This window comes from Pseudoalteromonas sp. SWXJ133 (assembly GCF_015864365.1).
GTDB classification, from domain to species: Bacteria; Pseudomonadota; Gammaproteobacteria; order Enterobacterales; family Alteromonadaceae; genus Pseudoalteromonas; species Pseudoalteromonas arctica.
Map to the genome: position 1 here is coordinate 32,993 of NZ_JADYXJ010000018.1, position 12,615 is coordinate 45,607.

Here is a 12,615-nt window from a genome sequence, read left to right on the forward strand (position 1 = left end):
GACATTTCAAACTTTTTAAAGTAGGCCCTAACAATTGTTAGAGCCTACTTTTATATGCCTGTTAAAGCCAGCTACTGAAATTAAGTACTGTGGTTAAGTAGTGATTTTAGTTTGCCAGGCTTAATTGGCTTACTTAAATAATGAATATTAGCGGCTTTGGTTTCTTGTTTAAGCTCGGTGTCGCGCACTGCGGTAATTAAAATAGCGGGTACTTGGCTTTGCCAAATTTCGCGCAGGGTTTTAATTAGCGTTATCCCATCGCAATCACTACCTAATTGATAGTCCATTAAAATAACATCGGGTGCACCGTTTTCTTTAGCGTGCGCCAGTACATTATTTACATTATCAAATAGTGTGTAATTAGCTTGCCACTTTTTAAGTAAGCTTGCCATTGCTGCTAGGTTTTCAGGGTCGTCGTCTACGGCAACAATATTAATTGCTGCACGGTTTTCTATTAAGCTGTTTGTAGTACTTTTTTGTTGTACAAACTGCTCGTCTCCATAAGGTACTTCAATACTAAAACGGCTACCTTTATTAGGCTCAGAATGCACATCAAGCGGCAAACTTAATAAATCAGCCATACGTTTTACAACACCTAATCCTAAGCCTACGCCTTTGTTATCGCCCGACTCAACACGGTAAAAGTCGTTAAATATTTTAGCTTGCTCTACTTCGCTAATACCAGGGCCTGTATCCCATACTTCTATTCGTAAATTGTGTTTACGGTTTCTACAAGCAATTAATACACGGCCATTATCGGTGTATTTAACTGCATTAGAGACCAAGTTTTGAATAATTCGGCGTAAATAGGTTATATCGCTGTGCACAATTTGCTGGTGTGAACGCACACTAAGCTTAAGGCCTTTATCACTTGATAAAATAGCGTATTCACTTTGCAGTGGCGCTAAAATATCTTCAATATAAAAGTGGCGAGGGGTTGGGGTCATAGCGCCTTGTTCTAGCTTGGCTATTTCAAGTAGTGCCGACATTAAGTGCACGGTTGAATCGAGACTGTCGCCTAATTTTTCAAAGCTGTTTTGGTTAGTGCTGTCGAGTTGCTTTTCGTCAATGGCAGCAAGGTATAAACGTGCTGCGTTTAACGGCTGTAAAATGTCGTGGCTCGCCAGTGCTAAAAAGCGCGTTTTACTGTCGTTGGCTTGCTCTGCTTCTCGTTTTGCTAAAGTAAGTGCTTGCTCGGTTTGTACACGGCTATCTATTTGAGCTTGTAAGTCTCTATTAATGGTTTGCACTTCTTGAGTTCGCGCTTCTATGCGGTTTTCAAGATCCATGTTTACTTCTTCAAGCGCATTTTGCGTACTTATGTGATTGGTAATATCTGAAAAGCTGGTAACAAATCCGCCATCGGGCAGCGGATTACCAATCATTTCGTATACTTGGCCATTACGACGGTGGCGAATAAAGTGATGCGAGCTGCCGTATTTTAAATGCTGCACACGTTTTTCTACTTGGCGTTCTATTTCGCCAGGGCCACATTCACCTCGATTAGCGTTGTATCTAATAATATCTTCTATGGGTTGGCCTACTTCTAAAAATCCTTCAGGGTAGCCGAACATTTCGCTGTAGCGTTTATTCCAAGCTACTAGCTTTAAATCTTTATCGACAACTGAAATACCATGGCTTAAATTTTCGAGTGAGGTAAATAACAGATTTTGATTAAATTGCAGCGCTTGTGTGGTTTCGTCAAAAAAGTTTACAACTTCTTCAAACGCCATACGCTTACCCGACGATACCGTATGTATTAATGCTTGTGCGGAAGATGCGCCAAGCACGCCTGTTAACGCGCGTTCGCAGTAGGCTATAAATTCAGGCTCTGGGTGTGCGTTGTTATCGCTTAAGTGATGGGCGAGTGCGTAATGCGCCAATACTTGTTGGCTGCGCTGAATACCTAAAAAGGTTTGCAGTAGTATTTTAAAGTCGTAAACAGTGGCTTTTACGTCTTTATTTAAGCGCCTTGATAAAATAGCCTGATCTTTAGGGTTAACAAAAGCAGCTGCCTGAATCTTATCAATTAAGCGCTCCTCAGCCCCAAGTGAAAAACTAATATAACACCCAATATTGGCAAACAAAGCTATCAAGGTTCCACGCGTTATAAGCGTTTGTTGTAGCTCGCTATCAAGCGTTGCTCCGGCATCGAGTATTGGCAGCATTAAAAATAGTACCCAGCAAATAAAGCCCGCTACTAAACCTGCATAAACCCCATAAGCATGGCCTTTTCGCCAGTATAAACCGCCCACAATAGCGGGTAATAATTGAGTAACAAGTGAAAAAGCAACTAAGCCCATACTTGCCAGTGCGCTGCTATGGCCAAACCATTGCTGATAGAAATAGGCCAAAATTAATATGCCTGCAATAGCAAAGCGCCTTACAAGCAAAATACGAGACTTATAACTGGTGGTAATTAAGTTGCGTTTAAATTTACGACGTAGCATTAGGGGTAATACCACATCGTTTGAAATCATCGTGCTTAGCGTCAGTGTTGCTACCACTATCATTGCGGTGGCGGCCGATAGTCCACCTATAAATACAAAGGTGGTTAAAAAGGCGTTGTCGTTAATTAACGGTAGGGCAAGTACAAAGCTATCTGGCGAATAGCCGCTGCCAATTTCAGGATGAATTGCCGCAGTCGCAATAGGTAAAATCATTGCGGCAGTTAATAGTAAATACAGCGGAAAAGCCCAGCGAGCGGTAAGTAAGTGGCGTTTGTTTTGATTGTCGACCACGGTTACATGAAACTGGCGTGGTAAACATATAATAGCGGCCGCAGCCATTAAAGACTGGCCAATAAAGTTAAAACTAAAAAAGTTAAAGTCGCTCCAATGGGCCCAAATCGACTCGGTTACTTTATTTGAAGTAGGCTCTGGCATATTAAATAAGGTGTAAACAGCAAGGCTTGCTACAGCAATAAGTGCAATAAGTTTAATCATTGATTCAAACGCGACAGCAAGCATTAACCCAGAGCGATACTCTGTTACGTCCACTTTGCGGGTACCAAAAAATATTGCAAATAAGGCCATAATTAATGTTGCAGAAAGCGCGAGCATATCGCCTGATATTTTATTACTGTTTTGCAAAAGTAAAAAGCTGGTACTAAGCGCTTTTAATTGCAGTGCAATGTAGGGAATAGTCGCCAGTAAGGCGATTACAGTAACCATAATCGCGGTAGTTTGGCGTTTGCCGTAACGAGCTGAAATAAAGTCAGCAATAGTGGTTATGTTTTGTTTTTTGCTTACCAGTACCAGCTTACGTAAAAACCCTTGGCCGAATAAAAACAGCAGCGCAGGGCCCAATAATATTGGCAAATAACTCCAACTGCTGGTAGCGGCTGTACCCACTGAGCCGTAGTAAGTCCAAGAGGTACAGTAAATCCCAAGTGAGAGTGAATACACAAAAGGGTGATGGCTAATACGCTTTGCCAAAGGGGTTGTTTTATCGCCCCAATTGGCGAGCCAAAACAGCATACCTATATAACTTAAAGCAACAATAATGAGTACGGCAGTCATGTTGTTATTAAACCTTATTATTTTAAATAGTCCCTCAACCCTATGAGGGATTAACACAATACCAGAACTGAGGTTAAGTGTGAGGCTTGAATTTAAAATAAAACTTTCATTTTATTTCTATCTTATTGAATATTAATAACAAAAATAAAATCATCTCAAGCATTAGACTAATGTCGCATTAATAATCAACTTACCAATTTAATAGTAAAGCCAATTCAAAAAATTAAGCTAACCAATTGAAATAAAATGAAAATGTATAAAATACGTTTGAATGATAAATACAGTTTACGTAAACGTTAACAGGCTGTTACGACTATGGTCTCAATTCAATATGTAACCAGCGTTGCTAAATTGGTAAGCGAAGATAAAAAACCACTCATCGCGATATTGCGGTGCTTAAAGGGGAAAACAAAAATGGCTTTTAAAGATGAAGAACAAGCAAAAGCTTATTGGGCAGAAAACATTTCGCTGTTATTTAAACTGTTAGCAGTGTGGTTTATCGTGTCTTTCGGCTTTGGCATATTACTGGTTGATGTACTTAATGAAGTACGTTTTTTTGGGTTTAAACTTGGCTTCTGGTTCGCCCAGCAAGGCGCGATTTATACCTTTGTTGCTTTGATTTTTGTGTACGTTTTCAAAATGAATACGTTAGATAAAAAATACGGCGTAGACGAATAGGAGCTAAGCAATGGATGTTCAAACACTCACGTTTATAATTGTTGGTTTAAGCTTTGCGCTTTATATCGGCATAGCAATTTGGGCCCGTGCGGGTTCAACTAAAGAGTTTTATGTAGCAGGCGGCGGCGTACCTCCTCTTGCTAATGGTATGGCAACGGCTGCCGATTGGATGAGCGCCGCGTCGTTTATTTCAATGGCGGGTATTATTTCGTTTGCAGGTTACGATGGCAGTGTTTACTTAATGGGGTGGACAGGTGGTTATGTACTATTAGCCATGTGTTTAGCGCCTTACTTACGTAAATTCGGCAAGTTTACTGTGCCAGACTTTATTGGCGACCGTTACTATTCACGCACTGCGCGTTTAGTAGCAATTGTATGTGCCATATTCATTTGTTTTACTTACATTGCAGGGCAAATGCGTGGTGTAGGCGTCGTATTTTCACGCTTTTTAGAAGTAGAAATTGAAACCGGTGTTTACATTGGTATGGTGATTGTATTCTTTTATGCGGTACTTGGCGGCATGAAAGGCATTACCTACACACAAGTAGCGCAGTATTGTGTACTTGTATTTGCCTACCTTGTACCTGCTATTTTTATTTCGATGATGATGACGGGTCACTTCTTCCCACAAACCGGTTTTGGTGCCACATTAATTGGCAGCGACGGCGTGTACGTACTTGATAAATTAGACGGCTTAAGCGCTGAACTTGGTTTTGCGCAATATACCGAAGGCTCTAAGAGCATGATAGACGTGTTCGCTATTACTGGCGCGTTAATGGTAGGTACTGCTGGTTTACCACATGTAATTGTTCGCTTTTTCACTGTGCCTCGCGTAAAAGACACGCGTATTTCTGCAGCATGGACACTTGTGTTCATCGCGATTGTTTATACTACAGCACCTGCAGTTGCAGCTTTTGCTCGCGTAAACATGGTTGATACTATTAATGGTAAAGACGGTAGCGGTACAGCTTACGCAGAAGCACCAGGATGGATTAAAAACTGGGAACGCACAGGTTTAATTACATTTAATGATAAAAACGGCGATGGCAAAATGTTCTACACGGCGGGTAAAATCACCGATCCGAACAGTGCTAACGAAGTAAACGTAGACCGCGACATTATGGTATTAGCTAATCCAGAGATTGCTAACTTACCAGCATGGGTAATTGCACTTGTAGCTGCTGGTGGTATTGCCGCTGCACTTTCTACAACAGCAGGTTTACTACTGGTTATTTCGACCTCCGTTTCGCACGATTTACTCAAGCGAACCCTCAAGCCCGATATTACCGACAAGCAAGAGTTACTTGCAGCGAGGTTGGCAGCCATGGTCGCTATTGTTATCTCCGCGTACTTTGGTATTAACCCGCCTGGGTTTGTGGCATCGGTAGTGGCATTTGCATTCGGCTTGGCGGCAGCGAGTTTCTTCCCAGCAATTATTATGGGTATATTCTCTAAAACAATGAACCGCGAAGGCGCAATTGCAGGCATGGTAACGGGTATTGGCTTTACCGCTGCGTATATCATCTTCTTCAAGTTTGTTAGCCCAGAGCTAAACAGCCCTGAAAACTGGTTCTTAGGTATTTCGCCTGAAGGTATTGGCTTAATTGGTATGATTATTAACTTTGGAGTAGCTGCAATTGTTCTTAAGTTTACTAAACCTACACCGGTTGAAATTCAAGAAATGGTTGAAAGCATTCGTAACCCTAAAGGGTCTGCAGAAGCACACGACCACTAGGCTACAATTTATAGATATAGTTTACAAAACATAAAGCACCAAAAGCCCGACTTTAGTCGGGCTTTTTATTTGTTTAATAAATAAGTACATTAGATTGGTACATCATCATTTAAAGAGCGAATACAATGAGTGTAGAACAACAAGAAATAGCCCAATACGTTTGTCTGCAAGCGCCTTTTACACTGCTTGATAGCAGCGCATACGAATATTTTGTAAATCATCTTGATATTATTTACCTCACCCGCGAAAACCAAACTCAGTGGTTACAAAGTGAAAACCCTAAACTGTTTTTAATTCGCTCTGGTTTGTATGACCTAGTTGATGGCAAGGGCGATGTTGTTACACGCTTGGCGCAAGGTGATTATTTTGGTTTTCCGTCGCTGTTAACCGGCGAGGCAATTCAAAATAGGTTAGAAGTACAAAAAGAGGGCATTGTGTATATGCTCTCTCAAACGCACTTTGATTTTTTACGCAGAGAATATAAATTGTTTGAGCAATACTTTGTACGCGCTCATGCTAACCGGTTGTTGTCATCGCATTATAAAAGTAAAAACGATAGTTGGTCTGAGCGTAAAATATCAGAGCTGATGACCCGCACCGCCATTACGCTTACGCCCGATGCAAGTATTAGGCAAAGCGCTAAAAAAATGAAAGAGCATGGCGTGTCGTCAATAATGATAACGCAGCACGCGCACTTAGTAGGGGTGGTAACAGACCGCGATTTACGTAATCGAGTACTTGCCGACGAGGTAGATCCACAAGATGCAGTAAGCAGTATTATGACCGCCAAGCCCAAGTTTATATTTGAAAATAACCGGGTGTTTTCAGCGCTGCACTTAATGCTTAAATATAATATTCATCATTTGCCTGTGCTTGACGAAAGTCACAACCCGATAGGGATGATAACCAGCACCGATTTACTACGCCAACAAAAAAGCGACCCCGTACAGCTTATTGGGCGCATATATAAAGCGCATACTGTTACTGATTTAAAACGCTACGCTAAAGAAATTCCCGAACTTTTGCGTGGTTTTTCGTACAACATTGACGACATATCGCTAATTGGTAAATTACTCAGTGGTTTAACCGATGCGCTTACATCGCGCCTGATTCACTTATTTCAAGAAGAGCATGGCGCAGCGCCAACCAGCTTTAGTTTTATTTGCTTTGGCTCGCAAGCACGCGAAGAACAAACCCTGCATTCAGATCAAGACAACGGCTTGTTACTCCCTAACGACTTAACCACCGAGCAACACGCTTACTTTAAAAGTATGGGGGAGTTTGTATGTGAGAATTTAGTTGAGTGCGGCATTAGGCGTTGCCCAGGTAATATTATGGCAAGCAGTGATGAGTGCCGAATGAGCGTAAACGATTGGAGCGAGCGCTTTTTTAAATGGATAAAAAGCCCCACACCGAATGCAATGCTTAACTGTAAGATATTTTTTGACCTGCGATTTATTGAAGGTTCAAATGCTTTATATACCGCTTTTTGCGAGCAATTAATTCGTATATCGCGTAACGACTTATTCTATGCCGCAATGGCAACCGACATAAGCAGCAACAGCGTGCCAATTGGTTTATTTAATAAATTTAAAACCGAAAAAACAGATCAAAATAATAAATACATAGATTTAAAAAAACGTGGTGTCGTAATTATAAATGACATAGTGCGGTTATACGCTTTAAAAGCGGGTATTAGGCGCGCCAACACACAAGAGCGGTTGGATGCACTACTAAAACATAAACTGATCAGCAAAGAAGATATATACAACCTAAAAGACTGCTGGCGGTTCTTAACGCAGCTTCGTTTGAGTACACAAATAAACGAAGAGGGCTTACCGAGTAATTGCATTAACCCTAATAAATTAAACTCACTAGAGCGCCATCAACTAAAAGAAGCGTTTTACCTTGTTAAACAAGCGCAGCAAGCCGCCGCGTTTAAGTTTGCTCGCGGCAGTTTATAATGATGGATTACTAACATGGTAAAAAAGCTGCTCACTCGGTATTTAAAGCGCCGTAAATTACTAGGTAAAAATGCCTTACAACAACGTTATTTGGTGATTGATTTAGAGCTCACTGGGCTTGATGCAAAGCAGCACGAAATTGTATCGGTAGCGTGGGTGATAATAGATAACCAATGTATAAAAATGAGCGAGTCACAGCACATTATAAATAAAGACGTAAAAAGCCTTGAGCAAAGTCCTGTTTTTCATGGAATTAGCGATGATGCTATAACAAAAGGACAGAGCTTGTGCAGTATATTAACGCAATTGAGCTGCCATTTTAGCGACTGTATTTTAGTGTTTCATAATGCCATGCTCGATTGGGGGTTTTTAAAAATAGGGCTTAAAAATGCCAATATAACTATACGTCCTAAACTTATAATCGACACACTCCATATTGAACAAAAGCGCTTACTCCATCATTCAACTGAAATAAAACAAGACGATTTAACCCTTAATACATGCCGCACACGTTATGAGTTACCAAGCTATCATTGCCATCATGCACTGACCGATGCACAAGCCACCGCCGAGTTACTGCTAGCCCAGTGCCATCAAATAAGCCGTGGCAAAGAGTTAAAAGTAGCCGAGTTGACGTAGATTGGCTGTAGGCGGGGCTTTATGCCGCGCGAGATAAACTCCCGCCTACAGTAAAGGACAGTTTACTTTTATTGTTGTCCGTATAACTATAGGTACGGTTGCGTAATCATTATCTAACTAATCACTTCAAGGAACGATCATGAAGCTCATCACTACTATTTTCTTAACCTTATTCCCACTCATCACTTTTGCTAATTCAAGCTTACCTACAAGCCGTCAAATTTCGGTTCAAGGTAGTGCAGAGGTGCTTGCCAATCCTGATATCGCTAAAATACTATTTCAAATTATAAGTATTAAAAACGAACCTTTAGCAGCTAAGAACGATCTTGATAATAAAGTTAATTTACTAATTGACGGACTAAATCAATTTGAAATAACTGCCGATGATGTAGTTGCCTCAAGTGTTAAAGTTGAAAAAACGGGTATGGATTACATTGAAACAGGGCATCAAGCTCCCGCTGAATACGCAGCTATAAGGACCTTTGAAGTAACACTAAAAAATATTGAAAGAGTGAATGATTTAAGTGATTTTTTATTGAGTTTAAAAGTAAATGCGATTCAAAATACTGAGTTTTTATCTTCAAAAGCTGAGCTGTTACAAGCACAAGCTACACAACAAGCACTTAATAACGCAAAAGAAAAAGCAAATGTGCTTGCTAACTCCTTTGGTACAAAAGTGGGTGAAGTACGGACTATTAGCTCAACTCAAAAAAGCGTTTACAGTGGCTTTGGTGCAGCGGTTAAAAAAATAGATAGAGTAAATCCAATGAGCGATTCATTTCCTAAAGCTCGCAAAAATTATTTACAACAAACGGTAAGCTTTAAATCATCAATAAACGTGGTGTTTGATTTAGAGGTAAATGAATAAGCTAAAATTTTCATTCCAAATACACTTTCGTACTGTAAGCTGGCTTTAAGTTTTTGATTAATTTGAAGGTAACCATATTATGAGCGATGAAAATAACACGTTAAAAGCACAAACTGAGGCAAAAATAGCAGCAGGGCGTAAAGGTAATCCTGATTTTATGAAAGGTGTTGATGAAACGATTGCACAAGCAAAAGCGTTTCAACAAGGTGCTAATGCACTTGATTTAAACCAAATCGCACCAAGTTTTGAGTTACCAAATCAACATGGTCAATCGGTGCAGTTAACCGAGTTACTTGCTAAAGGGCCTGTACTTGTTACTTTTTATCGTGGAAGTTGGTGTCCGTACTGCAATTTACAGCTCAAAGCGCTTCAAGCACGTTTACCTGAAATTCACGAATTAGGCGCACAATTAGTGGCTATTAGCCCGCAAGTACCCGATGGCTCACTTAGTGATGATGAAATAAGTAAAATGGATTTTTTAGTGCTGAGTGATCAAAATGCGGATGTAGCAGCAAGCTACGGCGTAGCATGGCAAGTACCCACATTTTTACTAGAGCATATGCGAGTAGACAGAGGCCTAGATTTAGAGTCGGTTAACAATGGCAATAGTAGTGTTTTACCGATCCCTGCCACCTTTGTTTTAGATAAACAAGGTAAAGTGACTTGGCGTTATGTTGATGTTGATTATCGTACTCGTTCTGAGCCAGAAGATATAATTAACGCATTGAAAAATTTAGTATAAAAAACTTAATTTAAAAAGTCAGAACCATCGAAGAGCTTGCAATGCGTAAGCTCTTTAACCTTAATTTAAAGTTTCTAATGCTACCCTCTTATAATAATGCTCAAGGTCGATTACAATACAGCCATCTAAAAGGCGTATTGCCTTTATCTGCACGCTAAAAGAGTGGATTTTATATTTCATGGCAATCAAACTTGCAATTAATGGTTTTGGTCGTATTGGTCGAAATATTGTCCGCGCGTTATACGAGTCTGGTTTGAGCGACGATATAAAAATTGTTGCGATTAACGAACTTGCTGATCCTGAAGCTATTGCTCATTTATTAAAATACGACACATCCCACGGTCGTTTTTCTTTTCCTGTAAAACTTGGTGAAGACACCATTAGTGTTGCAGGCGATACCATTGCACTTTTTTGTGAAGAAAACCCAATTGAATTACCTTGGCAAACGCTCGATGTAGACGTTGTACTTGAATGTACGGGTGTTTATCACTCGCGTGAACATGCGCAGTTACATATTACTGCAGGCGCTAAAAAGGTGTTGTTTTCGCATCCGGCTGATAACGATGTTGATGCTACGATTGTGTATGGCATTAACGACGATGAGCTTAAAAGCGAGCACACAATTGTGTCTAACGGCTCGTGTACAACTAACTGTGTTGTGCCGGTTATTAAAGTATTAGATGATGCATTTGGTATTGAGTCGGGCGCTATTACAACTATTCATGCGTCGATGAACGATCAACAAGTGATTGATGGTTATCATCATGATTTACGCCGTACTCGCGCTGCAAGCCAATCAATTATTCCAGTTGATACAAAGCTCGCCCGTGGTATAGACCGTATTTTACCTAAATTTAAAGGCCGTTTTGAAGCCATCGCCGTACGTGTACCGACTATAAATGTCACGGCAATGGATTTAAGTGTAACGGTTAATACCGATGTAGATTTAAACGCAGTAAATAACGCACTTAAAGCACAAGCAAAAGACCGCTTAGAAGGTATTTTAAGTTATACCGAAGAGCCGCTTGTGTCGGTTGATTTTAATCACGACCCACATTCTTGTATTATTGATGGCACACAAACACGTGTTAGTCACAAACGACTGATAAAGTTATTAGTGTGGTGTGATAACGAATGGGGTTTTGCTAATCGTATGCTCGACACAGCGCGTGCTATGATGGCAGTGAATAAGTAATTTATTAATATAATAATTTTAAACGTATTTTTCAGGTTCAGTATCGTTAACTAAGGAGATGTTCATGTCGGTCATAAAAATGGCAGATTTAGATTTAAACGGCAAACGCGTATTAATTCGTGAAGATTTAAATGTACCAGTTAAAGCAGGTAAAGTGACGTCAGATGCGCGTATTCGTGCAGCACTACCTACTATTAAATTAGCGCTTGATATGGGTGCTAAAGTAATGGTTATGTCACACCTTGGCCGTCCTACGGAAGGGGAATACGATGAAGCGTTTTCGCTAGCACCTGTAGCTGATTACTTAAACGATGCCCTTGAGCAAACTGTACGTTTAGAAAAAGATTACCTAAACGGTGTTGATATTGCTGATAACGAAGTTGTTGTTTTTGAAAATGTGCGCTTTAACAAAGGCGAGAAGAAAAACGACGAAGCGTTATCTAAGCAACTTGCAGCACTGTGTGATGTATATGTAATGGATGCATTTGGTACGGCTCACCGTGCACAAGCATCTACGCATGGCGTTGGCTTATTTGCTGATGTGGCGTGTGCAGGTCCTTTATTATCGGCTGAACTAGAAGCGTTAGGCAAAGCACTTGATAACCCAGCTCGTCCATTAGTGGCGATTGTTGGTGGTTCTAAAGTTTCAACTAAGCTAACCGTTTTAGATTCACTTTCTAAAATTGTTGACCAATTAGTTACCGGTGGCGGTATTGCAAATACCTTTATTGCTGCATCAGGTAGCCCAGTTGGTAAATCGCTTTACGAACCAGATTTAATGGATGAAGCGAACCGTTTATGTGCTGCAGCGATTGCTAATAATGGTGAAATTCCGGTACCGACTGACGTAGTTGTTGGTAATGAGTTTTCTGAATCTGCTGTAGCTACGCTTAAAGATGTAAGCGAAGTAACAAGCGACGATATGATTTTTGATATTGGTCCTGATACAGCGAGCAAGCTTGCAAAAATTATTGCAAATGCGGGCACTGTTGTATGGAATGGCCCTGTTGGCGTGTTCGAGTTTGACCAGTTTGGTAATGGCACACGTGCTATTGCACAAGCAATTGCTAACTCAAATGCGTTTTCAATTGCTGGTGGTGGTGATACCTTAGCCGCAATTGATAAATACGGCATTGCCGATAAAGTTTCTTATATTTCTACTGGTGGTGGTGCGTTCTTAGAGTTTTTAGAAGGCAAAAAACTTCCAGCAGTTGAAATGCTAGAGTCGCGCGCTAAGTAATTTTAGTAGCGTAAGGTGAGGGGGTAATAGCCC

The 12,615-nt window shown here is 40.5% G+C and carries 9 protein-coding genes; 8 read left to right on the plus strand and 1 reads right to left on the minus strand.

The features are described from left to right. Positions 1-80: 80 nt before the first annotated feature. Entirely contained in the window at positions 81-3,521 is a 3,441-nt protein-coding gene (locus I6F40_RS13390; protein ID WP_166378136.1) for a PAS domain-containing hybrid sensor histidine kinase/response regulator, read from the minus strand. Positions 3,522-3,935: 414 nt separating this feature from the next. On the opposite strand from I6F40_RS13390, the gene I6F40_RS13395 reads away from it, so the two are divergent. The 8 genes from I6F40_RS13395 (at position 3,936) to I6F40_RS13430 (ending at position 12,582) form a co-directional block, all read left to right on the plus strand. Continuing rightward, positions 3,936-4,199 carry a DUF4212 domain-containing protein gene (locus I6F40_RS13395; protein ID WP_007377498.1) on the plus strand — a complete coding sequence of 88 codons (264 nt, stop codon included), beginning with the start codon at positions 3,936-3,938 and terminating at the stop codon, positions 4,197-4,199. A 10-nt stretch (positions 4,200-4,209) separates the two neighbouring features. Next, complete coding sequence (locus tag I6F40_RS13400) at positions 4,210-5,934, plus strand: sodium:solute symporter family protein (RefSeq protein WP_166378134.1); 1,725 nt, start codon at positions 4,210-4,212, stop codon at positions 5,932-5,934. 125 nt (positions 5,935-6,059) lie between these two features. Further along, positions 6,060-7,898, plus strand: coding sequence for a DUF294 nucleotidyltransferase-like domain-containing protein (locus I6F40_RS13405; protein ID WP_166378132.1), 1,839 nt, complete (start codon positions 6,060-6,062; stop codon positions 7,896-7,898). A gap of 15 nt (positions 7,899-7,913) precedes the next feature. After that, positions 7,914-8,537 carry a 3'-5' exonuclease gene (locus I6F40_RS13410; RefSeq protein ID WP_166378130.1) on the plus strand — a complete coding sequence of 208 codons (624 nt, stop codon included), beginning with the start codon at positions 7,914-7,916 and terminating at the stop codon, positions 8,535-8,537. 139 nt (positions 8,538-8,676) lie between these two features. After that, complete coding sequence (locus I6F40_RS13415; protein ID WP_166378128.1) at positions 8,677-9,405, plus strand: SIMPL domain-containing protein; 729 nt, start codon at positions 8,677-8,679, stop codon at positions 9,403-9,405. 79 nt (positions 9,406-9,484) lie between these two features. Continuing rightward, positions 9,485-10,147, plus strand: coding sequence for a peroxiredoxin-like family protein (locus I6F40_RS13420; protein ID WP_197193051.1), 663 nt, complete (start codon positions 9,485-9,487; stop codon positions 10,145-10,147). Positions 10,148-10,325: 178 nt separating this feature from the next. Further along, complete coding sequence (epd, locus tag I6F40_RS13425; RefSeq protein ID WP_002961528.1) at positions 10,326-11,342, plus strand: erythrose-4-phosphate dehydrogenase; 1,017 nt, start codon at positions 10,326-10,328, stop codon at positions 11,340-11,342. A gap of 64 nt (positions 11,343-11,406) precedes the next feature. Continuing rightward, positions 11,407-12,582, plus strand: a complete 1,176-nt coding sequence (locus I6F40_RS13430) for a phosphoglycerate kinase (RefSeq protein WP_166378124.1) — start codon at positions 11,407-11,409, stop codon at positions 12,580-12,582. The last annotated feature ends 33 nt before the right edge of the window (positions 12,583-12,615 follow it).

Bases quoted from the DNA above. Each gene is read 5' to 3' on its own strand.
- I6F40_RS13390 (WP_166378136.1), bottom strand. From the start codon at position 3,521: ATGACTGCCGTACTCATTATTGTTGCTTTAAGTTATATAGGTATGCTG.
- I6F40_RS13395 (WP_007377498.1), top strand. From the start codon at position 3,936: ATGGCTTTTAAAGATGAAGAACAAGCAAAAGCTTATTGGGCAGAAAAC.
- I6F40_RS13400 (WP_166378134.1), top strand. From the start codon at position 4,210: ATGGATGTTCAAACACTCACGTTTATAATTGTTGGTTTAAGCTTTGCG.
- I6F40_RS13405 (WP_166378132.1), top strand. From the start codon at position 6,060: ATGAGTGTAGAACAACAAGAAATAGCCCAATACGTTTGTCTGCAAGCG.
- I6F40_RS13410 (WP_166378130.1), top strand. From the start codon at position 7,914: ATGGTAAAAAAGCTGCTCACTCGGTATTTAAAGCGCCGTAAATTACTA.
- I6F40_RS13415 (WP_166378128.1), top strand. From the start codon at position 8,677: ATGAAGCTCATCACTACTATTTTCTTAACCTTATTCCCACTCATCACT.
- I6F40_RS13420 (WP_197193051.1), top strand. From the start codon at position 9,485: ATGAGCGATGAAAATAACACGTTAAAAGCACAAACTGAGGCAAAAATA.
- epd (WP_002961528.1), top strand. From the start codon at position 10,326: ATGGCAATCAAACTTGCAATTAATGGTTTTGGTCGTATTGGTCGAAAT.
- I6F40_RS13430 (WP_166378124.1), top strand. From the start codon at position 11,407: ATGTCGGTCATAAAAATGGCAGATTTAGATTTAAACGGCAAACGCGTA.